Here is a 23,448-nt window from a genome sequence, read left to right on the forward strand (position 1 = left end):
ACGACACGACGGGGGCGATGCGCATCGGCGCATCGCCCCCGTCGTCTTCGTCGGCAGGTACGGCCGCGTCACGCCTCGAAGCGGTAACCCAGGCCGCGCACGGTCACCAGGTGCACCGGCTCGGACGGCGTCGACTCGATCTTCGAACGGATCCGCTTGATGTGCACGTCGAGCGTCTTCGTGTCGCCGAAGTAGTCGGAGCCCCACACGCGGTCGATGAGCTGGCCGCGCGTGAGCACGCGCCCCGGGTTCCGCATGAGCAGCTCGAGGAGCTCGAATTCCTTCAGCGGCATGGACACGCTCGACCCGTCGACCTCGACCGTGTGCCGGTCGACGTCCATGCGCACGCGACCGCCCACCAGGACCGCCTCGTCGAAGTCGAGCGCGTCGACCCGGCGGCGCAGCACCGCCCGGATGCGCGCGAGGAGCTCCCTGGTCGAATACGGCTTGGTGACGTAGTCGTCGGCGCCGAGTTCGAGGCCCACGACGATGTCCACCTCGGAATCCTTCGCGGTGAGCATGATGATCGGCACGCTCGAGCGCTGCCGGAGCTCGCGGCACACCTCGGTGCCGGGCAGGCCCGGCAGCATGAGGTCGAGCAGCACGAGGTCGGTGCCGTCGCGGTCGAACACGTCGACCGCGCTGCGGCCGTCCTCCACGACCGTCACCTCGTACCCCTCGCGTTCGAGCAGGAAGGACAGGGGCTCGCTCAGGGCGGCTTCGTCCTCGACGAGCAGGATTCGGGTCACGCGGGGTCTCCTCGGTGGGCGGCGGCGACGGTCGTCGCCACGGGGGTGGCTGGGGTGGCGCGATCGGACCCGCGGTCGGACCCGCGGTCGGCCGGTCGGCGGCGGCGGCTCGAGCCGGCGGCGGCGCGATGGGATGTCCCCGGCGTGGCTTCGGCCGCGGGGTCCGCCGAGTCCACGCCGGCCGGTGCATCCGTCGACCGCGCACCGCGCGTGGAACCGCCCGAACCGCCCGACCCGCCGTCGCCCGGCGGGCGCTCCGCGAGCGGCAGCCGGATCGTGAAGGTCGACCCGCGGCCCGGGTTCGACCACGCCCGCACGTCGCCGCCGAGGTTCTGCACGGTGTGCTTCACGATGCTGAGGCCGAGTCCGGTGCCGCCCGTCTCGCGGGCGCGCGCCTGGTCGACGCGGTAGAACCGCTCGAACACCCGATCGAGGTCGGCTTCGGCGATCCCGATGCCCTGATCGGTCACCGCGACCTGCACGACGTCCCCGTCGACGCGCACCCCCACCCCGACCCGACCGCCCGCGTTCGAGTACGCGATCGCGTTCGCGACGAGGTTGTGGATCGCCACGACGATGAGCGCCTGGTCCCCCCAGACCTGTGCGCCCGTCTTCGCGCGGACCGCGACCTCGACCTCCTTGCCGGCGGCGACCACGCGATTCTGCTCGACCGCGGCGCGCGCCGCCTCGTCGATGTCGACGAGCACGTCCGCCTCGAGCGCGTCGCTCGCCTGGAGCCTCGAGAGCTGGATGATCTCGTTCGTGATGCGCGCGAGCCGTCCCGACTCGATCTCGAGCCGATTGGCGAAGCGCCGGACCTGCTCGGGCTCGGCGGCCGCGAGGTCGATCGCCTCGGCGAGCAGCCCGACCGAGGCGATCGGCGTCTTCAGTTCGTGGCTGATGTTCGCGACGAAGTCGCGGCGCACCTCCTCGAGCCGGTTGGCCTCGGTACGGTCCTCGGCGAGCAGGAGCACGAACCGCGAGCCGAGCCGCGCGGCGCGCACGCGGAGCAGGAGCGTCGCCTCGCCGAACGGGCCGCGAGCGAGCGTGAGCTCCTCGGCGACGGTCTCGCCGGTCGCGCGCACGTCGGCCACGACGTCGAGCAGCTGCCGGTGGACCAGCGCGCCGTCGCGGACGAGCCCGAGCGCGAGCGCGCTCGGCGACGCCTTGAGGACGTTGTTGGAGGGATCGAGCACGACGCCGGCCGACTCGAGCACGGCGAGGACGGAGGAGATGCCCTCCGGAAGCGTCGGCGCCGCGACCGCCGCCGCGGTCTGCCCGCGTCGTTCGGCCATGTGCACGACGATCATGAACGCGGCGCCGAGGAACGCGCCCAGGGCGAGCGCCGCCACGACGACCCAGGTCGACTCCATGTGTTCACCATAACCAGCGAGGGGGGCCGCGGGACCGGCCGGGGCCCGCCTGCGGGGCTAGGTTGGGAAGTGTTCAGGCATTCGGCACCTTCCGTTCACCGAGTGCGGCGAGGATGTCCCGGGGCCGGAGAGGCCCTGCAGCCGCGTGCCCGCGCGGCCGGGGAGAGACGAGGGATCAGCAGCATGCGCGAAGTGTTCCAGCAGGAGATGCGCGAGGTCCAGGACCGCCTCGTGGAGATCGCCGACCTGGTGGCGGAGTCGATCGAGAAGGCCACCCGGGCGTTCCGGGAGTCGGACGTGACGCTCGCCGAAGAGGTGATCGCCGCAGACCCGCGCATCGACGAGGCGACCGTGACGCTCGACGAGCTGGCCATCACGATCCTCGCCCGGCAGCAGCCGGTCGCGCGTGACCTGCGGATCATCGTGAGCGCGCTGCGCATCAGCGCGTCGCTCGAGCGCATGGGCGACATCTCGCGCCACATCGCGCAGCTGGCCCGCTACCGGTTCCCCGACAAGGTGGTGCCGAAGTCGCTCCGCCCGACGTTCGAGGAGATGGGCCGCCTGGACGTCGAGATCGCGCAGCGGCTCACCGAGCTCCTGCGCACCGAGGACATCGCCGTCGCGGAGGAGATCCGCAACGAGGACGACAAGGTCGACGCGCTGCACCTGCACGTCTTCGACACGATGCTCGGCGAGACCTGGAAGGGCGAGGCCACGGCGACGGTCGACGCCACGCTCGCGAGCCGGTACCACGAGCGCTTCGCCGACCACGCGGTCTCCATCGCGAAGAAGGTCCAGTACCTCGCGACGGGCGACTGGGCGCCGGAGACCTCGGACGCGAGCGCGACGTCCTGACAGGGACGCGACGCCCGATCGGGCGCCACACAGGCCGAAGGGCGGGACGCCGGGGGACGTCCCGCCCTTCCTCTGCCCGGATGGGTTCGTGCTCGTCGGGCTACTTGCGCTGGCCCTGCGCGGCGACCGCTGCAGCGCCGGCCGCTGCGGCGGCCGGGTCGAGGTACTCGCCCGGCTGCGTCGGCATGAAGTCGTCGCCGAGCTGGTAGACGAGCGGGATGCCGGTCGGGATGTTGAGCTCGGCGATGTCGTCGTCGCTGATGCCGTCGAGGTGCTTCACGAGCGCGCGCAGCGAGTTGCCGTGCGCGGTCACGAGCACCGTCTTGCCCGCCGCGAGGTCGGGGATGATGTCGCTCTCCCAGTACGGGAGCATGCGCGCGATGACGTCCTTGAGGCACTCGGTGCGCGGCAGCTGCTCGTCGGGCAGGTCCGCGTAGCGGGCGTCGCCCACCTGCGACCACTCCGAGTCGTCGTCGAGCGGCGGCGGCGGCACGTCGAACGAGCGACGCCACAGCATGAACTGCTCGTTGCCGTACTTCTCCTGCGTCTCGGCCTTGTCCAGGCCCTGGAGCGCGCCGTAGTGACGCTCGTTCAGCCGCCACGAACGGCGCACCGGGATCCACAGCAGGTCGGCCGCCTCGAGCGCGAGATCGGCCGTCTGGATCGCGCGCGAGAGCACCGACGTGTGGAGCACGTCGGGCGCGACGCCGTGCTCGGCGAGGAGCGCGCCCGCGCGCGCGGCCTCGGCACGACCCTTCTCGCTCAGCCGGACGTCGACCCATCCGGTGAAGAGGTTCTTCTGGTTCCAGTCGCTCTCGCCATGGCGAAGCAGGATGAGGGTGTGTGGCATGCATCCAGCCTATGGCCCTGCGACACTGGATGACATGCCGGTCGGATCCATCACGCGCGGGACGACGAACACCAACCGCCTGCGCCGAGTGGATCGCTGGATCGCGGATGCCCCGGCCCTCCGACGGGCACCCGATCCGTTCGTCGTCGACCTCGGGTACGGCGCGAGCGGCGTGACGGCGTTCGAGCTCGCCGCCCGGCTGGTCCGCGCGCGCCCCGACGTCGAGGTGCTCGGGCTCGAGATCGATCCGGCGCGCGTGCGCCTCGCGCTCGCCCAGCTCGACGAGGTCCGCGCCGGCGGGACGCACTTCCCGGCCGGCCTCCGGGTGGGCTTCGGCCTCGGCGGCTTCGAGGTGCCGACGCCCGGCGGCCGCCGCCCCGCGGTGATCCGCGCGTTCAACGTCCTGCGCCAGTACGACGAATCCGAGGTCCGCGACGCGTGGACGCGGATGGCGGCGCGCCTCGCGGTCGGCGGCCTGCTGGTCGAGGGCACGTGCGACGAGCTCGGCCGCATCGCGAGCTGGGTCGGGATCGAGGCATCCGGCATCGCGCGCACCTTCACGATCAGCCTGCGACTCGCCGGGCTCGAGTCGCCCGCGGTCGTCGCCGAGCGCCTCCCGAAGGCGCTCATCCATCGCAACGTCCCCGGCGAGCGCGTCCACGACCTGCTCCAGGCGCTCGACCGGGCCTGGCGCGTGCAGGCCCCGCTGTCCGTCTACGGGCCGTCGCAGCGCTGGATCGCCTCGGTGCGCAGCCTCGCCGCCGACGGATGGCCCGTGCTCGGCGGCGTCCGCCGCTGGCGGCTCGGCGAGGTCACCGTGCCGTGGGAGGCGGTCTCCCCCGCGACCTGATCGCCCGGCACCGGGCCGGCCCGGGCCGGCCGGCGCACGCGCGCGGGCCGGGGCACGGGCACGGGCGTGGGCGCGCGAGCCTCACGGCAGGAGGGCGCGCGCCTCGTCGATCGGCATGCCCGTCGCGGTGAGGAGGTCGACGAGGTAGGGGCGGACGGCGTGCGCCGCGACCCGGTCGGCCGCCGGCCCCTGCGGGAGCATCCGCTCGGGATCGAGGTGCCGGAGGACCTCGGCGAACGAGGCCCTCGCGATCGTCACCGAGCCGACCTCGCGGAGCGAGTCGGCGAGGAAGCCGATGCCGACCGCGATCCGCTCGTCCAGGTCGGCGAGCGCCGGCCGCGCGCCGCCGTCGTGCAGCAGCCACTCGGCGCGCCGCGCGACCACGCGCAGGTTGCGCGTGGCGAGGTCGAGGCTCGCGACCATGTCGCGCTGGCGCGCGAGGTCGAAGCGCGCGCGACCGAGGAACGGGGAGACCCGCGCGATCGCGGTGCCCGACTCGACCGCGTCGCGCCACGCGTCGACGAGCGGACCCGTCGCCCGGGCCCGCTCGAGCGCCCGGCCGGCCTGGAGGGCGTCGCCGGATCGCATCGACTCCGCGAGCAGGCCGAGCACCGCGACGTGCTCGTCGAGCAGGCGGCGGCCCTCCCGGCGCGCGGTGCGGAGCGGGTCGCGCGGCACGAGGGCGGTCGCGAGCAGCGCGGTCGCGCCGCCGACGAGCGCGTCCAGCGTACGGACGAACGGACCGCCGTCGGGCGCCGGCATGAGCATGACGAGCGAGCACTGGACGGCGGCGGCGATCGCGAAGGCGGCGTTGCCGGTGAGGAACCGCGCGACCGCGAGCGTGAGCGCGAGCGCGACCGCGTACTGGACGAGCCCGGCGCCGAACACGATGAGCAGCACCTCGGCGAGCGCGATGCCGAGCGTCATCGCGACGACGGTCTCGAGGACCCGGACGGGTCGCGCGTCGCGCACGAACCCGAGCGCGCTGATGGCCACGATGGCCGCGATCAGCGGCTGCGCGTGCCCGAGGCCGAAATGGGCGATCGCGTACGCGGCGACGGCCGTGACCGTGATCTGGACGATCGCGGGGATCGAGTGGAGCACGCGACGGCCGCCGACGGCGGCGCGGTCCGTCGCGAACGTCACGGACGGATGCCGAGCCGAGGCAGCCGGGGCACCGAGACCGCCGCGCCCGCGTCGGCCGGGACGATCTCGACCTGCGCCGCGGCGACGTCGATGCCGTGGCTCTCGACGATGAGCGGCAGGTCCGCCGGGACGGCGCGCTTGACGACGGCCAGCGCGATCGGGCCGAGCTCGTGGTGCATCGCGCTCGAGGTCACGTGGCCGACCTCGCGCCGCTCGGGCGAGGCGCCCGGCTCCGGCTCGGGCCGCTGCCGCAGGCCGACGACGAGGTCGCCCGGCACCGGCAGCACGGTGTCGCTGCCGTCGAGGTGCAGCAGCACGAGCCGACGCGGCGGGCGCCCGAGGTTGAACACCTTCGCGACGGTCTCCTGGCCGCGATAGCAGCCCTTGTGCAGGTCGACCGCGCTCTGCAGCCAGTCGAGCTCGTGCGGGATCGACCGCTCGTCGACCTCGGTCGCGAACCGCGGACGCCAGGCCGCGACGCGCAGCGCCTCGGCCGCGAGCGATCCGGCCACGTCGACGCGGCCCGCGGCGACCGCGGCGGCCGCGCCGGCGAGCGCGTCGCGCGGCACGATCCGCTCGACCCAGCGCCACGTGGACGACGGATGCCCCTCCGCGCGCGCGTACCGGTGACCGGCGGGCGCCGACCACGGGTCGACCCAGTCGATCACGCCGCCCGTTCCCGTGCCGCCGTCGGCCGACGGAGCGGCCAGGTCGAGCGCCGCCGCGGTCGCCGCGCCGAGCACCGCGTGGTCGGCCGACCGGTCGGCGACCTCGACCCGCAGCATGAACCGCATGCGGCCGAGCCACGCGGCGAGCGCGGGCGCCTCGGCGCCCTCGACGACGAGCCAGGTCGACTCGCCGTCGTCGACGACGTGCGCGGCGTGCTCGATGTGCCCGTTCGCGTCGAGCAGGAGGGTCTCGGTGCTCTCGCCGGGCGCGAGGCGGTCGAGGGCCTGGCTCGCCATCGAGTGCAGCCAGCTCAGGCGGTCGGGGCCGGTCACGGTCAGGATGCCCCGGTCGGACAGGTCGACGACGGCGCGGCCGGCCTCGAGCCGGCGCTGCTCGATGATCGGGTTGCCGTAGTGGGCCGCGACGCCCAGGTCGGCGCCCTCGGCGGGAACGGCGCCGTGCAGCGCGAGGAACGGCGAGTCGGCCATCAGTCGACCTTGGCGAGCCGCGCCGAGGCGTGGGTCCGCAGGTCCTGGCCGAGCGCGGCGATGTCCCAGGCCCAGAGCAGGTGCGCCTCGACGAGCCCGTACAGCCGCGTCGCGGCCGCGTAGGGCTTCGCGCTGCTCGTCCGCATGACGGCGTCGGTCGCGAGATCGATGCGCGGGCCCTTGATCTGCCCGAGGTAGAGCTCCGAGACCCCGCCGGGATGGATGATCGAGACCTCGAGGTCGAATCCGCCGGCGTCGTTGCGGAGCGACTCGACGGCGTCCGCGTCGGCGAACGCCCGCTCGCCGACGCCGGGCAGCAGGCCCGGGCCCGCGTCCCCGTCCCCGAGCGGACGGGCGAGGCGCCAGTAGCCGGATTCCGTCGCCAGCGGGCTGGGATCCTCGTCGTCCTCGGACGGGAACAGCCACGCGTACGAGGTGTAGTTGAGGTACGGGAGCCCGTCGTGGCTGAAGCTGACGCGCTGGCCGAACTCGTGGGTGACCGACTCGTCGCCGACCTTGTAGTCGATGACGCCCGAACCCTCCCAGACTCCGAGGAGCCACGAGAGCGGGACGAGCTCGGCCGGGAGGTCGACGGGCAGCTCGATCATCGCCACGCCTTCACCGACGCCTAGCGCTGGCCCTTGAAGAGCTTGTAGACCACCACGCCGCTGATCCAGGCGATCGCGAGGGATGCGAGGCCCAGGAGGCCGATGAACAGCAGTTCGAGCGCGAGGAGTTCGGACATGCCCCGAGTCTACGCCGTGAGCAGGAGCGGGACCGCCGCGACGGCGGCGAGGAGGAGGACCACCGCGGCGCCGCCGACCGCCGCGCTCACCCGTACCACGTAGCCCTGCGGGCGCCGCGACGCGAGCTGGGCGAGCAGCGCCGTGAGCACCGCGATCGCGAACACCACGCTGAGTCCCGCGTAGACCGTCAGGCCGTGGTCGCCGCGCGCACCCGCGAGCCCGCCGCCGGCCTCGAGCACGAGCACCGCGACGCTCCCCGCGATCGCGACCAGCCAGGTCACCGCGATCCCGATCGCGCCCGCCCGTCGTCCGTCCGACGTCATGTCACTCCACCCGTGGCGCGCCACCTGCGCGCCTGTCGCTAGTATGGTGCGCACCTTACTACTGGAGGGTATGCGTGGCGCAGCTGCTGATCCTGTCGCCGGCGGCCGACGAAGAAGTCCTTCCGGCGTTGTCCCTGTTGTCCCATCGCGTGCGGGTCATCCCCGCGACGCCCGACCAGCTCGTGCGCGCTCCCGATTCGGACCTCGTGTTCCTCGACGCGCGAACCAACCTCGCCGGGGCGAAGGCCCTGTCGCAGATCCTCCGCACCACCGGGATGTCGACACCGCTCGTGCTCATCGTCACCGAGGGCGGACTGACCGCGGTCACGCCGGACTGGGGCGTCGACGACGTCGTGCTCGAGGCCGCAGGCCCGGCCGAGGTCGACGCGCGCATCCGGCTCGCCATCGGGCGGGCCCAGTCGACCCGGCCGAGCGAGCGCATCCAGACCTCCGGGGTCGTGATCGACGAGGCGAGCTACTCCGCCAAGGTCCACGGCAAGCCGCTCGACCTCACGTACAAGGAGTTCGAGCTGCTGCGCTTCCTCGCGGCGCATCCTTCCCGGGTGTTCACGCGCGAGCAACTGCTCAGCGAGGTGTGGGGCTACGACTACTTCGGCGGCACGCGGACCGTCGACGTGCACGTGCGGCGCCTGCGCGCGAAGCTCGGCGACCTCGAGAGCCTCATCGGCACGGTCCGCAACGTCGGATACCGGTTCAACGTCCACGAGGAGGACGAGCACGGCGCATCCGTGCCCTCGGTCTGAACCGGGTCGCCGCGCCGTCCGATGACGGTCGCGTGAACATCGCGCCCGCGGGATGTTCCGCCCGGTTGCCGCGTCGGCGCCCGGTGGCATGATGAGGGGATGACCGACACCCTCGACGAGGACCTCGCCTCGCGCGACTTCGACGACGACTTCGAGCCGTTCGACCTCGAAGGCGCGCCGGAGCTGCCCGCCGAGCGGTACCTCGACCGCGAGCTGAGCTGGCTCGCGTTCAACCAGCGCGTGCTCGAGCTCGCCGAGGATCCGGCGCTCCCGGTCCTCGAGCGGGCGAACTTCCTCGCCATCTTCGCGTCGAACCTCGACGAGTTCTTCATGGTCCGCGTCGCCGGGCTGAAGCGCCGCATCGTCACCGGGCTGGCCGTCCCGACCAACGTCGGCCGCGCGCCGCACGACGTGCTCGCCGACATCTCGCAGAAGGCGCACGAGCTGCAGGAGCGCCACGCGCGCGTCTACCAGGAGCTCGTGAAGCCGGCGCTGGCCGAGTCCGGGATCCGGGTCGTGTCGTGGGAGCAGCTCGGCGAGGCCGAGCGCGCCCACCTGCGCGACTACTTCAGCTCGCAGATCTTCCCAGTGCTCATGCCGCTCGCGGTCGACCCGGCGCATCCGTTCCCCTACATCTCGGGCCTCTCGCTCAACCTCTCGGTGCGGGTCCGCCACAGCCGGACCGGCCGGCAGGAGTTCGCGCGCGTGAAGGTGCCGCAGATGCTCCCGCGGTTCGTGCAGGTCGGCCCGAACGAGCGCGTCGACGACACCCGCTACGTCGCGCTCGAGGAGCTCATCGCGAACCACCTCGGCGACCTCTTCCCCGGCATGGAGATCCTCGACCACCACGTGTTCCGGGTCACCCGCAACGAGGACGTCGAGGTCGAGGAGGACGAGACCGAGAACCTCATCAAGGCGCTCGAGAAGGAGCTCCTGCGGCGCCGGTTCGGGCCGCCCATCCGCCTCGAGATCACCGAGGACATGGACGACCTCACCCTCGGCCTGCTCGTGCGCGAGCTCGACATCTCCGACCAGGAGGTCTTCCGGCTGCCCGCGCCGCTCGACCTCGGCGGCCTGTTCGACCTCGCCAGGATCGACCGGCCCGAGCTGCACTACCCGATCCAGGTGCCCACGACCAACCTCCAGCTCCAGGCCGCGGAGCCGAACCGCCAGGCCGACGTCTTCGCCGCGGTGTCCGCGGCCGACGTGCTGCTGTTCCATCCCTACGAGTCGTTCGCGACGAGCGTCCAGGCGTTCCTCGAGCAGGCCGCGGCCGACCCGCACGTGCTCGCGATCAAGCAGACGCTCTACCGCACCTCGGGCGACAGCCCGATCGTGCAGGCCCTCATCTCGGCGGCCGAGTCGGGCAAGCAGGTGCTCGCCCTCGTCGAGATCAAGGCCAGGTTCGACGAGCAGGCGAACATCTCCTGGGCGCGCAAGCTCGAGAAGGCCGGCGTGCACGTCGTCTACGGCCTCGTCGGCCTGAAGACGCACTGCAAGCTCGCGCTCGTGATCCGCCAGGAGAAGGGGCAGCTGCGCCACTACAGCCACGTCGGCACGGGCAACTACAACCCCAAGACGAGCCGCATCTACGAGGACCTCGGCCTGCTCACCGCCGACGACCAGGTCGGCAAGGACCTCACGCGCCTGTTCAACGAGCTGAGCGGGTACGCGATCGAGAAGAAGTTCAAGCGGCTGCTCGTCGCCCCGCTCCACCTGCGGAAGGAGCTCCTCAAGCTCATCAGCGCCGAGACGCGGAACGCGCAGGCGGGCAAGCGCTCGGGCATCCGCATCAAGGTGAACTCGATGGTCGACGAGACGATCATCGACGCGCTCTACCGCGCCTCGAACGCGGGCGTGCCGGTCGAGGTGTGGGTGCGCGGGATCTGCAGCCTGCGTCCCGGCATCGAGGGGCTCAGCGAGAACATCCGCGTCCGGTCCATCCTCGGCCGGTACCTCGAGCACTCGCGCATCTTCTCGTTCGTGAACGACGGCGACCCCCAGGTGTACATCGGCTCGGCCGACATGATGCACCGCAACCTCGACCGACGCGTGGAGGCGCTCGTGCGCCTCGTCGACCCGGACCACATCGACGAGATCACGGGCATGTTCGACATCGCGATGGACCCCGGCACGAGTTCGTGGCACCTCGACGGCGAAGGCGTCTGGACCAGGCACGCGCTCGACGAGAAGGGGCGCCCGCTGCACGACCTCCAGGACGGCCGGATGCGCCAGATCACGCGGCGGGCCCGCCCGAGGACCCGCCGGTGACCCGCGTCCTCGAGCCCACCGTGATGGCGGCGGGCGCCGTCTGCTGGCGGATGATCGACGGACGCCTGCACGTGCTCGTCGTCCACCGCACGGCGTACGGCGACGTGACCATCCCGAAGGGCAAGGTCGACCCCGGCGAGTCCCTCCCCGAGACCGCCGTGCGCGAGATCTACGAGGAGACGGGGCTGCGGGTCACGCTCGGCGTCCCGCTCGGCGAGAGCCTCTACTCGATGCCCAGCGGGCGCGACAAGGCGGTGCACTACTGGTCCGCGGAGGTGAGCGAAACCGCCGTGCAGCAGTCCACGTTCCGCCCGAACGCGGAGATCGCGGCGCTCGAGTGGGTTCCGCTCCGACGCCTCCGCGCCCACCTCACCTACGAGCCGGACCGGGTCCTGATCGACCGGTTCGCCGCGCTCGTCGACCAGGGCGTCACCTCGACCTTCGCCCTGATCCTGGTCCGCCACGGCAAGGCGCTCGAGCGCGGCGAATCGAAGGGCCTCGAGGACCCGCAGCGGCCGCTCACCGAGCGCGGCGTGCGGCAGGCCGCCTCGCTCGCGGCGATGCTCCCGGCGTGGCGGCCCAAGCGGATCCTCTCGAGCCCGGCGGTCCGCTGCGTGACGACCGTCGCGCCGCTCGCGGCCGCGCTCGGCAAGCCGATCCGACGCGAATCGGGGATCAGCCAGGAATCCTGGGACGAGGGCCAGGCGGAGATCCGCCGCGTCATCGGCAAGCGCGTACGCGTCGGCAAGACCGCGGTGCTGTGCAGCCACCGGCCCGTGCTCCCCGACCTCGTGCGCGAGATCGCGCTCGCGACCGGGACCCCCCTCGGCGACTACGTCTCCGACGCCGCCGCCCTCGAGACCGGCGCGTTCAGCGTGGTCCACCTGTCCGCGACGAACCCGAGCTCGGGGATCATCGCGATCGAGACGCACACGCCGCGCGAGTGACGCCGCGCGTGCAGCGCGCAGCCCTTCCGATCCGAGCCGCAAGCGGTCGTTCACCCTCCGTTCACCGTCGCGGGGGAAGCTCGTAAGGCGAGCGTCCTACCGTCGCAGGCGGGCCGTCACGGCCCGACCAAGAACCCTGCATTGGACCCCCGGAAGGGAATCACGTGAACCTCAAGCGTCTCGGTGTGCCCGTCGTGCTCGCAGCCGTCGCCGCCCTCGCTCTCACCTCCTGCGCCACGAACGAGGCGGGCGCCGCCGACCCGTCCGAGTCGGCGTCGTCGCTCTCCGGCACCATCAACGCCGCCGGCGCCTCGTCGCAGGGCTCGGCCCAGGAGGCGTGGGTCGCCGCGTTCCAGACCGCGAACACCGGCGTCACGATCAACTACGACCCGTCGGGCTCGGGCGCCGGCCGCGAGACCTTCATCGCCGGCGGCTCCGACTTCGCAGGCTCGGACTCGGCCTTGAACGACGAGGAGCTCGCGGGCGAATTCGCCTCGTGCGCCCCCGACACCGCGGCGATCGACCTGCCGGTCTACATCTCGCCGATCGCCGTCATCTTCAACGTGGAGGGCGTGGACGAGCTCAACCTCGACGCGGCCACCCTCGCGAAGATCTTCAAGGGCGACATCACCACCTGGAACGACCCGGCGATCGCCGCGCTCAACACCCAGGCGACGCTCCCCGCCACCCCGATCACGGCCGTGCACCGCTCGGACGACTCGGGCACGACGAAGAACTTCGCCGACTACCTGTACCAGAACGCCCCCGAGGTGTGGGACCAGAAGCCGGCCGACCCGTTCCCCTACCAGACCGGTGAGGGCGCGCAGGGCACCTCGGGCGTCGTCGAGGCCGTGACCAACGGCGTCGGCACCATCGGCTACGCGGATGCCTCGAAGGCCGGCGACCTCGGCGTCGCGAACATCAAGGTCGGCGACGAGTTCGTGGGCTACACGGCCGAGGCCGCCGCCGCGGTCGTCGCGGAGTCGCCGCTCGTCGAGGGTCGCGAGGCGAACGACCTCGCGATCGCGATCGACCGCAAGACGACCGACCCGACGCACTACCCGCTCGTGCTCGTGAGCTACGCGATCGTCTGCCAGGAGTACGCGGACGCCGCACAGGGCGAGCTCGTGCAGGCGTACGTCTCGTACATCGCGAGCGCCGAGGGCCAGGCCGTCGCCGCGGAGAACGCCGGTTCGGCGCCGCTCTCGGACGAGCTCAGCGCGAAGGTCGCGGCAGCCATCGAGACCGTCAAGTAACCACCGCACCGCCCGGCTCGGGCCCGTCGCAACGGGTCCGGGCCGGGCGGATCGGCCGTCGGCGAGAGCCGCCCGGCCACCACCCACCACCGGAGACCAGGAGAGCAACGGCCCATGACGACAGCCACCGCGGCGCCGCCCGAGCGAGCCAGGCAGCGACTCGGCGACCGCATCTTCTCCAGGTCGACGCTCATCGCGGGCATCCTGATCCTGGTCACCCTCGCGGCCGTCGCCGCGTTCCTCGTCGCCCAGTCGCTGCCCGCGTTCACCGCGGAGCCCGGCTCGTTCAAGGGCGACGCCGAGAACTTCTGGCAGTACGTGATCCCGTTCGCGTTCGGCACGATCTGGGCCGCGCTGCTCGCGCTCGTGATGGCCATCCCGATCGCGCTCGGCATCGCGCTGTTCATCACCCACTTCGCCCCGCGCCGGCTCGCGCAGGGCCTCGGGTACATCATCGACCTGCTCGCGGCCGTCCCCTCGGTGGTCTTCGGCCTCTGGGGCATCACGGTCCTCGCACCCGGGGTCCAGCCGCTCTGGGTCACGCTCAGCGAGTGGTTCGGCTGGTTCCCGCTCTTCGCCCCGCCCGTGTCGGGCACGGGCCGGACCATCCTCACCGTCGCCGTCGTGCTCGCGGTCATGGTGCTCCCGATCATCACCGCCCTGTGCCGCGAGGTGTTCCTCCAGACGCCGGTCCTGCACGAGGAGGCGGCGCTCGCGCTCGGCGCGACCCGCTGGGAGATGATCAAGCTCGCGGTGCTCCCGTTCGGCCGTCCGGGCATCATCTCGGCGTCGATGCTCGGCCTCGGCCGTGCGCTCGGCGAGACGATGGTCGTCGCGATGGTGCTCTCGCCCGCCGCGGTGATCAAGTTCGCCGTGCTGCAGTCGCAGAACCCGAACACGATCGCGGGCAACATCGCGCTCAACTTCCCCGAGGCGCACGGCGTCGGGGTCAACATCCTCATCGCGACGGGCCTGATCCTCTTCGTGATCACCCTCGCGGTCAACATGCTCGCGCGCTGGATCGTCGAGCGTCGCAAGGAATTCTCGGGAGCGAACTGATGAGCCTCACCGCCACGCCCCGGAAGGCGCCCCAGCGCGACGCCGCACCGACCGTCGAGAACGCGCTCACCGCGGGCATGCTGCCCCGGTTCACCTCGCTGTGGGTGCTGATCGGATGCCTCGCCGCGACCTCCGCGTTCTTCGCGATCCTCGCCGCCGCGAACGGCGGCGAGTTCAGCATCGTCGGCGCGGTCTTCTTCGGCGTCGTGCTCTACGCCATCGTGATCTGGGTGCTCTCGCGGATCATCGAGGGACGCCGCAAGGCCGCCGACCGGTTCGTCACCGCGCTCGTCGCGACCGCGTTCACGATCGCGCTGCTCCCGCTCATCTCGGTGACCTGGACCACCGTCGTGAACGGCCTGCCGCGGTTCGACCTCCAGTTCTTCTCGCAGTCGATGCGCAACGTCGTCGGCGCGGGCGGCGGTGCGCTGCACGCGATCGTCGGCACCCTGCTCATCACGGGCATGGCCGCCCTCATCTCGGTCCCGGTCGGCCTGCTCACCGCCATCTACCTCGTCGAGTACGGCCGCGGCCGGCTCAAGCACGGCATCACGTTCTTCGTCGACGTGATGACCGGCATCCCCTCGATCGTGGCGGGCCTGTTCGCGTTCGCGCTGTTCGCGCTGATCACGGGCGACCCCGGGTACCGCAGCGGCTTCGCGGGATCGATCGCGCTCTCGGTGCTCATGATCCCGGTCGTCGTCCGGAGCTCCGAGGAGATGCTCCGGCTCGTCCCGAACGAGCTCCGCGAGGCATCCTTCGCGCTCGGCGTGCCGAAGTGGCTCACGATCGTGAAGGTGGTCCTGCCCACCTCGATCGCCGGCATCGTCACGGGCGTGATGCTCTCGATCGCCCGCGTGATCGGCGAGACCGCGCCCCTGCTCATCGTCGCGGGCTTCACGACGAGCATGAACTACAACCTGTTCTCGGAGCGGATGATGACGCTGCCCGTCTTCGTCTACACCCAGTACATGAACCAGGGCACCGACACCCAGGCGTACATCGACCGGGCCTGGGCCGGTGCGCTCACGCTCATCCTCATCGTCGCCATCCTCAACGTCATCGCGCGCATCGTCGCCAAGGTCTTCTCCCCGAAGTTCGGGCGCTGAGCGAGACATCCGACCACCCCGACCACACCGAGCGAGAACCGAAGGTACCGTGTCCAAGCGCATCGAAGTCAACGACCTGAACGTCTACTACGGCGACTTCCTCGCCGTCGAGGGCGTCACGCTCACCATCGAGCCCCGCACGGTGACGGCCTTCATCGGCCCGTCCGGCTGCGGCAAGACGACGTTCCTGCGGACCCTCAACCGCATGCACGAGGTCACGCCCGGCGCGCGCGTGCAGGGCGACGTGCTCATCGACGGCAACAACCTCTGACGGCCCCGGCGTCGACCCCGTGCTCGTCCGCCGCCAGGTCGGCATGGTGTTCCAGCGGCCGAACCCGTTCCCCACGATGTCGATCCGGGACAACGTGCTCGCGGGCGTCCGGCTCAACAACCGGCGGATGTCGAAGTCGGACTCCGACGCCCTCGTCGAGAAGTCGCTGCAGGGCGCGAACCTCTGGAACGAGGTGAAGGACCGCCTCGACCGACCCGGCTCGGGCCTGTCCGGAGGGCAGCAGCAGCGCCTGTGCATCGCGCGCGCGATCGCGGTCTCCCCCGAGGTGATCCTGATGGACGAGCCGTGCTCGGCGCTCGACCCGATCTCGACGCTCGCGATCGAGGACCTCATCGAGGAGCTCAAGCAGGAGTACACGATCGTGATCGTGACTCACAACATGCAGCAGGCGTCGCGCGTGAGCGACCGGACGGCGTTCTTCAACATCGCCGGGACCGGCAAGCCGGGCAAGCTCATCGAGTACGCCGACACGACGACGATCTTCTCGAAGCCGTCGATCCAGGCCACCGAGGACTACGTCTCCGGCCGATTCGGCTGAGCCGGCGGGTTGGTCGAGCCGGCACCGCCGCCTGCGCCTACGCCGGCCGATGGGATGACGGAACGCGCGTCGCACGCTCTGCGTGCACGATCGGCGACGGATGCCTCGACGGCGCGATGCTATGGTCGGTTCCACGGTGCCCGCACATCCAGGCGGCGCCGCCCGCGACCCGCACGACGGTGAGCTCCCGGGGCTGACGCGGCACCACGCTGCCCGACGCCGGCCCGTTGCCCGTCCTGTCGTCGCGCCCGCCCTCCACCTCGTCACGACGCGGACGGTTCCCGCCACCGCGCGCTCGCGCGCGCCCACGAGAGGAACTCCCTGCGATGCGCACCACCCCCACCGACCTCCGCACGCCCATCCACCTGACCGACGCCGAGGTGTTCGCGGCGCACGAGCACGGCAAGCTCGAGGTCGCCCTCGGCGCCCCGCTCGATACGAAGCGCGACCTGTCGATCGCCTACACGCCCGGCGTCGCCGCGGTCAGCCGCCACATCCACCAGAACCCCGACGCCGCCCGGCACTACACGTGGGCCGGCCGGCTGGTCGCGGTGGTCAGCGACGGCAGCGCGGTGCTCGGCCTCGGCGACATCGGCGCGGCGGCCTCGCTGCCCGTGATGGAGGGCAAGGCCGCCCTGTTCAAGCGGTTCGGGGGGCTCGACTCCATCCCCCTCGTCGTCGAGACCAACGACGTCGACGAGATCGTGGAGACGCTCGTGCGGCTGCGCTCGAGCTTCGGCGCGGTCAACCTCGAGGACGTGTCGGCGCCGCGCTGCTTCGAGCTCGAGCGGAAGCTCATCGAGGCGCTCGACATGCCGGTCATGCACGACGACCAGCACGGGACGGCGGTCGTGACGCTCGCCGCACTCGCCAATGCGGCGAAGGTCGTCGGGCGCGAGCTCGCGTCGCTCCGGGTCGTCGTCTCGGGCGCCGGCGCGGCGGGCATCGCGGTCGCCGAGATCCTGCTTCGCGCGGGCATCCCCGACATCGTGCTCCTCGACTCGCGGGGCATCCTGTCGACCGACCGCGAGGACCTCGCCGGCATGAAGGCGGAGTACGCCGCCCGGACGAACCCGCGCGGTCTCGCGGGCGACCTGGCGACCGCGATCGAGGGCGCCGACGTGTTCATCGGCGTCTCGTCCGGCCGCGTCGGCGAGGAGCTGATCGCGCGCATGTCGCCCGACGCGATCGTCTTCGCGCTCTCGAACCCCGACCCCGAGGTCCACCCCGACGTCGCATCCCGGTACGCGCGCGTGGTCGCCACCGGGCGCAGCGACTTCCCCAACCAGATCAACAACGTGCTCGCGTTCCCCGGCATCTTCCGCGGCGCGCTCGACGCGGGCGCGACCCGGATCACCCCGGAGATGAAGCTCGCCGCCGCGCGCGCGATCGCCGACCTGGTCGGCGACGAGCTGTCGGCCGACCTCATCGTGCCGAGCCCGCTCGACGACCGCGTCGCCCCGGCCGTCGCCGCCGCGGTGATCGCCGCCGTCGAGGCGGCCCGGTAGAGGCCGCCCGGTAGGGCGTGCCGAGGGCTGCTCGGGCGCGTGCGATCAGTCGCGCGGCCCGAGCAGGTAGGCGTTGAACGCGCGCGTCGCGTCGGCGTCGAACGGGATCGCGCGCCCGTCGAGCTCGGTGATCCCGGCCGCGAGGCGCACGCTCGACACCAGCCACGCGGCATCCGCGCGCTCGAGCTCGTCGACCGCGACGTCGCGCTCGACGACCCGCGCGCCCTGCGCGGCGAGGTGGTCGAAGAGGCTCACCTGCGTCGTGCCGTGGAGGATCGCACCGGACGCGGCCGGGGTCGCGTACTCGTCGCCGAAGCGGAGGATGACGCTCGAGGTCGGCCCCTCCATCACGTACCCGTCCGACGACAGGAAGATCGCGTCGTCGGCGCCGCGACGGGCCGCCTCGCGGAGCGCGGCCATGTTGACGGCGTACGACAGCGTCTTCGCGCCGAGCAGCAGCCAGGGCGCGCGCTCGGCCGCGGTGCGGTCGTAGCCGCGGTCGAGCGTGACGACGCGGATGCCCCGCTCGCGCGCCGCGCTCTGGTCGCGCGCGGCCGACACGTGCAGCCACGCCGTGGGGGCCGGGCCGTGCTCGACCCCGCGGCTCAGCACGAGCTTGAGGGCGAACTCGCCGACGCCCGGGATCCGCTCGACCGCATGCGCGATCGCGGCCTCCCACTGGCGCAGGTTCGGCTCGGGCAGCTCGCAGATGGCGGCCGAGTTCCGCAGCCGCTCGAGGTGCGGACGGACCTCCTGCGCGTGACCGTCGACGACGCCGATCGTCTCGAAGATGCCGTCGCCGCGCTGCGTCGACAGTTCGCCGACGCGGAGCGCGGGAGCGGTCGCGTCGACCTCGCGGAAGGTCGACGCGAGGTCGGCCGCGTCGGCGTCGGCGGGCAGCGGGTCGATCAGGAGGGTCACCGTGTCGGGCATGCTCCGATGCTACGCGGGCGCGTGCGTGCGGGAGTCCGCGCGGAACGCGAGACGCGCGAACGCTCGGACGCGCGAGGGCGGGGCGCGGAGCGAAGGGGTACCGGGCCGCAGAACGCCTCTCGGCGCGTGGCCGCTCGCGGCGGCGAAAGTTGGAGCCCGGGGTTACTGCGGCCCGGCACGGAAGAGTCTAACGGACGACCGGTCGGACCTATTCCCCGAACGCCCAGCCGGCCCTCTGACGGCCGCTCAGTCGAGCGAGTCGTGCCGCCAGAGGCGCGCGCACGCGCGCAGGTCGTCGGCGAGCTCCGTCAGGCGGAGCGCCCGTCGCGTGAGCTCGGCCGGGCGATCGGGGTGGATCCGGTCGGTCGCGTCCGCGTCGTCGGCGAGTTCGGCCGTGCCGGTCGCGGCCACCCGGCAGAACGCGGCGGCCCGCTCGAGCGCGACCGCGAAGTCCCCCGCGAACAGGCCGTGCAGGATGCGGTCGGCGAGCTCGCGGACCTCGTCGGGTCCGGTCGGCGTCACCGCGCCCGCGACGACGGGATCGATCGTGGTCGAGGCATCCGCCCCGCGCCGGTAGGCGAGCGCGACGCCCTCGGGATCCTGGGCGATGAGCGCGCGCAGCAGGTAGATGCGCCAGAGCGCGCCCGGCAGGCTCTTGGGCGACGCGTGCGACCACAGCTCGGCGATCGCGTCGATGCCGTGCTCGTCGGTGTACGCGACGAGGCGCGCGAGGATCTCGGGGTCGGGGTTCGCCCGCACGCGCGCGAGCAGCGCCGCCGCGGTGTCGTGGGCGGTGCGGCTGAGCTGCGCGGGGTCGTCCCCGCCCTGGAAGGCGTCGAACGCGCCGGGCCGGAACCTGGTCGGCCGGTGGAAGTCTGCACCCATTCCGCACACCCTAGCCGCATCCGCTCGACGCCGAAGGCCGTGACCTAGACTGCTGTGAGGCCGCCGCGCGACGCACGCGTCGGCACGCCCCCGTAGCTCAGAGGCAGAGCAGCTGACTTTTAATCAGCGGGTCGGGATGTCGGAATTCCCCGGGGGCACCGAGAACGCACCGCCTGCTGGCCGCCTGCCCGGCGGAGACCGCCCGACGGGGATCCAGGACCGCTCACCCGCACCGGTCGCCCGATGCACCGTCCCGGATCTTCCCGCCGGCGGCTCCTCCCCAGTTTCCCCTTCGCTCACACCTTCGTGCGCGGTCGGAATCTCGAACTCCGTGCCGCCTCACGTCGTCGTGGGCGTGCTCACACGGTAGTCGCCGGAGGACGGATCCGCCAGCGTCCGAGGACACGGGCCGGTAACGGAACGGGCCGATCAGCCGACGATCCGACGAAGCCCCGTCATGAGTGCGACCCGCTCGCCGGAGTCGCGCGCGAGCGGCGTGACGGTGAGGGTCGTCACCCCGGCTCCGGCGAACGCGGCGACCCGCTCGGCGACCTCGCCGGCCGAGCCGATGAGCGAGATCGCGCGCACGAGCTCGTCCGGCACGGCCTGGACCGCCTCCTCGCGACGACCCGCGAGGAAAAGCTCCTGGATGCGCTCCGCCTCGGCGGCGAAGCCGTAGCTCGCGATGAGGTCGTTGTAGAAGTTCTTGCCCTTCGCACCCATGCCGCCGACGTACAGCGCGAGTTGCGGCTTCACGGCCGCGAGCGCCGCCGCCTGGAGCTCGGGGCGGTCGGTGATCGCGAGCGCAGGGCTCGCGAACACGTCGAGCGGCGCGAGGTCACCGGACCGGCGTGCGCGCCCGGCGGCGAGGGCCTCGCCCCAGACCTCCTGCGCCCGCTCCGGGTGGAAGAACATCGGCAGCCAGCCGTCGGCGATCTCGGCCGTCTGCTCGACCGACTTCGGGCCGAGCGCCGCGACCGTGATCGGGATGCTCGCGCGCACGGGGTGGTTGATGAGCTTGAGCGGCTTGCCGAGCCCGGTGCCCTCGTCCGCGGGCAGCGGGATGCGGTAGTGGCGTCCCTGGTGGATGACGGGCTCGCGCCGCCACACCTGCCGGCAGACCTCGATCAGCTCGGCGGTCCGGGCGACCGGCGCGTCGTATCGCACGCCGTGGAAGCCCTCGACGACCTGCGGGCCCGAGGCGCCGATGCCGAGCTCGAAGCGCCCGTCCGACACGAAGTCCAGGCCGGCCGCGGTCATCGCGGTGAGCGTCGGCGTGCGCGTGTAGAGCTGCAGGATGCCGCTCATGAGGGTCATCCGCTCGGTCCTGGCCGCGAGGTAGCCGAGCTGGCTCACCGCGTCGAACGAGTACGCCTCCGGGACGGCGATGAGGTCGACGCCGGCCCGCTCGAGCTCGACCGCCTCGTCGGCGACCTCGCGGAAGCCTCCGGCGTAGTTCAGCAGCATCCCGACGCGCATCCGTCACTCCTCATCGTGTGCTCCGCCCGCCCCCGCGGGCGATCGCCGACCGCTCGGCGCCGACCGCGACTGTATCCGAACGCGCGCGAGGGTGGGGCATCCGTTGTGGGATTCCGACGAATCCGGCCGCACAGCGCCCTCCGAGCCTCATAGGGCAGGCTGGAACGATGCGGATGCCCCCGGAGCGGGCCTCCGGAGGGAGCGCACCGTGACCTGGAGCCTGGTGGTCGACGCGCTGCTCCTGCTCGCGCTCATCGGCGCCGGCTGGTACGGGTGGGCTTCCGGGTTCCTCCGGACGGCCGCGGGCCTGGTCGGGTTGATCGTCGGCGGCGTGGCCGCATTCCTCCTCATGCCGTGGGCGGCGGCCCTGGTCCCCGACCCGGGGTGGCGCATCGCGGCGACGCTCGGCGTCGCGACGCTCGCGATCGCGATCGGCGCGACGCTCGGCGCCTGGGTGGGACGGATGCTCCGCCGCGGCGCCCGCGCGGTCCGCCTGGGCACCCTCGACCGGCTCCTGGGCGCGGCCGCGGCCGTCGTCGTCGGCGCGCTCGTGATCCTCCTCGTCGGCACCGGGATCGCGGCCATGGGCGTTCCGGCGCTCTCGCCCGCGCTCGCGCGCTCGCGGGTCGTCGACGCGATCCGGTCCATCACCCCGACGCCGGCCCAGAGCTTCCTCGCCGAGGTCCGTTCGGCGGCGGTGGGCGGCGCGCTCCCCTGGATCGTCGAGGTCATGGACGGACCGACGACGCCGCCGTCGGCGCCCACCGGCGGGGTCGACGACCCCGAGGTCATCGCGGCCTCGGGATCCGTGGTCCGGATCACGGGGGCGGCGGTCGCGTGCGGGCGCATCTCGGCGGGATCAGGCGTCGTCGTCGCGCCCGACCGCGTGCTGACGAATGCGCACGTGGTCGCGGGCGTCGACGAGCCCATGGTCGAGTCGCCGGACGGCATCGTGGCCGACGGCACCGTCGTGGCCTACTCGGCCGACGAGGACCTCGCGCTCATCGCCGTCGACCTCGACGCCGCGCCGATCGCGCTCGCCGAGCAGCCGGGGCCGGGAAGCGACGTCGTGTTCGCCGGCTACCCGTTCGGCGGGCCGTTCGAGGTGCGGCCCGCGCGCGTCGAGGCGACCGGGCCGATGACGATCGTCGTCGACGGCCGCTCGGACACGCGCGACGTGACGACGCTCGCGGGCGAGGTCGACCCCGGCAACTCGGGCGGGCCGGTGCTCACCGGCGACGGGACCATCGGCGGCCTGGTCTACGCCAAGGCGGAACTGGTCTCCGGCGTCGGGTTCGCGATCCCGGTCGGGACGCTCGCCCCGTACATCGGATCCGCCGCGTCGCTGCAGGACGCGGTCGACTCCGGGGAGTGCTCGTCGTAGGGGGTCGCGCGGCTACTCGGCGGCGGTGAACCCGCGGAAGCGGATGCCCCAGGTGCCGCGCCAGTCCTCGCCCGGGTCGAGCCAGCGGAGCCCCCGGCCCGAGTTGAAGGCCTCGGCCGGCGCGGTCATCGGCTCGACCGCGATCGCGACGTCGCCCTCCTCGCCCGGGAAGGTGCGCGTCGTGTAGACCTGCACGAAGGCGAACTCGTCCTCGGCCCAGATCGAGACGCTCCGCCCGTCGGGCGCGGTCAGGGTGTGCTCGACGAAGCCGTCCTCGTCGCTCGAAAGTTCGCCGAACGCGTCGTCGAGCGAGACGTCGCCGACGCGCCGGCCCTCGCGGAAGTCCCACTCGGTGCCGGCAACGGGCACCTCGCCCGTGGGCAGGAGGCGGTCGTCGACCTCGATGTGGCTCGCGGCGTCGAGGCGGAGCACGAGGTCTTCGGTGGGGACGCCGCCGATCTTGACGAACGGGTGCGTGCCGACGGCGATCGGGGCGGGCTCGGCGCCCTGGTTCTGGAGGTGGTGCGTGACCCGGAGCCCATCGGAGACGAGTTCGTACGTCACGGCCGAGCCGAGCAGGAACGGATAGCCCGGCTGCGGGAACACCGTCGCGGCGAGCGTGACCGAGTCGCGCTCGCGCTCGACCTCGCGGTACTCGGTGTGCCGGAGCAGGCCGTGGATCGCGTTGCCGAGCTTGGGCTCGGTGATCGCGAGCTGGTACTCGGTGCCGGCGTGGCTCCACCGGCCGTCGCGGATGCGGTTGGGCCACGGGACGAGGACGATGCCCGCGCCCGAGGGCGGGGTCTGGTCTTCGCCGTAGGACGGCACGAGGTCGACGCCGTCGATCGAGAGCGTGCGGATCGCGGCCGCGACGCCCGTGATCGTCGCCCGGAGCTCGCCGCTCGCGGTCGAGGTCTCGAGGACGTACTGATCACCGGTGGCCTGCGTCATGCAGACCACTCTAGGGCGTCGGA

General features: G+C 72.5%; 21 protein-coding genes, 1 tRNA gene and 1 pseudogene. 12 read left to right on the forward strand and 11 right to left on the reverse strand.

The features are described from left to right. Positions 1–68 precede the first annotated feature (68 nt). Both ACDF64_RS00520 and ACDF64_RS00525 read right to left on the reverse strand, forming a co-directional pair. Entirely contained in the window at positions 69–749 is a 681-nt protein-coding gene (locus ACDF64_RS00520) for a response regulator (protein WP_394552843.1), read from the reverse strand. After that, the gene (locus ACDF64_RS00525) at positions 746–2,122 is read right to left on the reverse strand and encodes a sensor histidine kinase (RefSeq protein ID WP_394552844.1); all 1,377 of its coding nucleotides are present in this window, start codon (positions 2,120–2,122) and stop codon (positions 746–748) included. Before ACDF64_RS00525 ends, ACDF64_RS00520 begins: the two co-directional genes overlap by 4 nt. Before the next feature lie 183 nt (positions 2,123–2,305). Between ACDF64_RS00525 and phoU the strand changes: the two genes are divergently transcribed. Then, positions 2,306–2,977, forward strand: a complete 672-nt coding sequence (phoU, locus tag ACDF64_RS00530; RefSeq protein WP_394552845.1) for a phosphate signaling complex protein PhoU — start codon at positions 2,306–2,308, stop codon at positions 2,975–2,977. 100 nt (positions 2,978–3,077) lie between these two features. Here the strand turns inward: phoU and ACDF64_RS00535 are convergent, their stop codons facing one another. Beyond that, positions 3,078–3,827, reverse strand: a complete 750-nt coding sequence (locus tag ACDF64_RS00535) for a phosphoglyceromutase (RefSeq protein WP_394552846.1) — start codon at positions 3,825–3,827, stop codon at positions 3,078–3,080. Between the two features lie 34 nt (positions 3,828–3,861). Between ACDF64_RS00535 and ACDF64_RS00540 the strand changes: the two genes are divergently transcribed. Beyond that, a complete protein-coding gene (locus ACDF64_RS00540; RefSeq protein ID WP_394552847.1) occupies positions 3,862–4,677 on the forward strand; it encodes a class I SAM-dependent methyltransferase in 816 nt (271 codons plus the stop codon). A gap of 81 nt (positions 4,678–4,758) precedes the next feature. Here ACDF64_RS00540 and ACDF64_RS00545 read toward each other — a convergent pair whose 3' ends face one another. The 4 genes from ACDF64_RS00545 to ACDF64_RS00560 all read right to left on the reverse strand — a co-directional run bounded on the left by ACDF64_RS00545 (position 4,759) and on the right by ACDF64_RS00560 (position 8,049). Further along, positions 4,759–5,823 carry an aromatic acid exporter family protein gene (locus ACDF64_RS00545; RefSeq protein ID WP_394552848.1) on the reverse strand — a complete coding sequence of 355 codons (1,065 nt, stop codon included), beginning with the start codon at positions 5,821–5,823 and terminating at the stop codon, positions 4,759–4,761. Continuing rightward, on the reverse strand, positions 5,820–6,980 hold the full coding sequence (locus ACDF64_RS00550) for a YgfZ/GcvT domain-containing protein (protein ID WP_394552849.1): 1,161 nt from the start codon (positions 6,978–6,980) through the stop codon (positions 5,820–5,822). Before ACDF64_RS00550 ends, ACDF64_RS00545 begins: the two co-directional genes overlap by 4 nt. Continuing rightward, positions 6,980–7,588, reverse strand: a complete 609-nt coding sequence (locus ACDF64_RS00555) for an FABP family protein (RefSeq protein WP_394552850.1) — start codon at positions 7,586–7,588, stop codon at positions 6,980–6,982. The genes ACDF64_RS00550 and ACDF64_RS00555 overlap by 1 nt, the downstream gene beginning before the upstream one ends. Positions 7,589–7,734: 146 nt before the next feature. Continuing rightward, positions 7,735–8,049, reverse strand: a complete 315-nt coding sequence (locus ACDF64_RS00560) for a hypothetical protein (RefSeq protein WP_394552851.1) — start codon at positions 8,047–8,049, stop codon at positions 7,735–7,737. A 74-nt stretch (positions 8,050–8,123) separates the two neighbouring features. Between ACDF64_RS00560 and ACDF64_RS00565 the strand changes: the two genes are divergently transcribed. The 8 genes and pseudogenes from ACDF64_RS00565 (at position 8,124) to ACDF64_RS00600 (ending at position 17,793) form a co-directional block, all read left to right on the forward strand. Further along, the gene (locus tag ACDF64_RS00565; RefSeq protein WP_394552852.1) at positions 8,124–8,813 is read left to right on the forward strand and encodes a winged-helix domain-containing protein; all 690 of its coding nucleotides are present in this window, start codon (positions 8,124–8,126) and stop codon (positions 8,811–8,813) included. 99 nt (positions 8,814–8,912) lie between these two features. Continuing rightward, positions 8,913–11,084, forward strand: a complete 2,172-nt coding sequence (locus ACDF64_RS00570; RefSeq protein ID WP_394552853.1) for an RNA degradosome polyphosphate kinase — start codon at positions 8,913–8,915, stop codon at positions 11,082–11,084. Between the two features lie 23 nt (positions 11,085–11,107). Further along, on the forward strand, positions 11,108–12,031 hold the full coding sequence (locus ACDF64_RS00575; RefSeq protein WP_394555020.1) for an NUDIX domain-containing protein: 924 nt from the start codon (positions 11,108–11,110) through the stop codon (positions 12,029–12,031). A 164-nt stretch (positions 12,032–12,195) separates the two neighbouring features. Continuing rightward, positions 12,196–13,287: a phosphate ABC transporter substrate-binding protein PstS gene (gene pstS, locus ACDF64_RS00580; protein WP_394552854.1), complete on the forward strand. Its 1,092-nt coding sequence runs from the start codon at positions 12,196–12,198 to the stop codon at positions 13,285–13,287. A gap of 114 nt (positions 13,288–13,401) precedes the next feature. Further along, positions 13,402–14,346 carry a phosphate ABC transporter permease subunit PstC gene (gene pstC / locus ACDF64_RS00585; RefSeq protein WP_394552855.1) on the forward strand — a complete coding sequence of 315 codons (945 nt, stop codon included), beginning with the start codon at positions 13,402–13,404 and terminating at the stop codon, positions 14,344–14,346. Next, entirely contained in the window at positions 14,346–15,455 is a 1,110-nt protein-coding gene (gene pstA, locus ACDF64_RS00590; RefSeq protein ID WP_394552856.1) for a phosphate ABC transporter permease PstA, read from the forward strand. Before pstC ends, pstA begins: the two co-directional genes overlap by 1 nt. Positions 15,456–15,504: 49 nt before the next feature. Then, a pseudogene (gene pstB / locus ACDF64_RS00595) lies at positions 15,505–16,285 on the forward strand (phosphate ABC transporter ATP-binding protein PstB). 326 nt (positions 16,286–16,611) lie between these two features. Continuing rightward, a complete protein-coding gene (locus tag ACDF64_RS00600) occupies positions 16,612–17,793 on the forward strand; it encodes an NADP-dependent malic enzyme (protein WP_394552857.1) in 1,182 nt (393 codons plus the stop codon). A gap of 45 nt (positions 17,794–17,838) precedes the next feature. Here ACDF64_RS00600 and ACDF64_RS00605 read toward each other — a convergent pair whose 3' ends face one another. Then, positions 17,839–18,726: an aminodeoxychorismate lyase gene (locus ACDF64_RS00605; RefSeq protein WP_394552858.1), complete on the reverse strand. Its 888-nt coding sequence runs from the start codon at positions 18,724–18,726 to the stop codon at positions 17,839–17,841. Between the two features lie 246 nt (positions 18,727–18,972). Further along, positions 18,973–19,611, reverse strand: coding sequence for a DNA-directed RNA polymerase subunit beta (locus ACDF64_RS00610; protein WP_394552859.1), 639 nt, complete (start codon positions 19,609–19,611; stop codon positions 18,973–18,975). 86 nt (positions 19,612–19,697) lie between these two features. Between ACDF64_RS00610 and ACDF64_RS00615 the strand changes: the two genes are divergently transcribed. Next, positions 19,698–19,769, forward strand: a tRNA-Lys gene (locus tag ACDF64_RS00615). A gap of 271 nt (positions 19,770–20,040) precedes the next feature. Here ACDF64_RS00615 and ACDF64_RS00620 read toward each other — a convergent pair. Beyond that, a complete protein-coding gene (locus ACDF64_RS00620) occupies positions 20,041–21,090 on the reverse strand; it encodes an LLM class F420-dependent oxidoreductase (RefSeq protein ID WP_394552860.1) in 1,050 nt (349 codons plus the stop codon). A gap of 208 nt (positions 21,091–21,298) precedes the next feature. On the opposite strand from ACDF64_RS00620, the gene ACDF64_RS00625 reads away from it, so the two are divergent. After that, positions 21,299–22,474 (forward strand): MarP family serine protease, encoded by a 1,176-nt coding sequence (locus ACDF64_RS00625; RefSeq protein WP_394552861.1) that lies wholly within the window; start codon positions 21,299–21,301, stop codon positions 22,472–22,474. Positions 22,475–22,486: 12 nt separating this feature from the next. On the opposite strand, the gene ACDF64_RS00630 is transcribed toward ACDF64_RS00625, so the two are convergent. Continuing rightward, positions 22,487–23,425 (reverse strand): aldose 1-epimerase family protein, encoded by a 939-nt coding sequence (locus ACDF64_RS00630; protein ID WP_394552862.1) that lies wholly within the window; start codon positions 23,423–23,425, stop codon positions 22,487–22,489. Between the last annotated feature and the right edge of the window lie 23 nt (positions 23,426–23,448).

It is taken from the genome of Agromyces sp. MMS24-JH15 (assembly GCF_043518605.1).
GTDB lineage: Bacteria > Actinomycetota > Actinomycetes > Actinomycetales > Microbacteriaceae > Agromyces.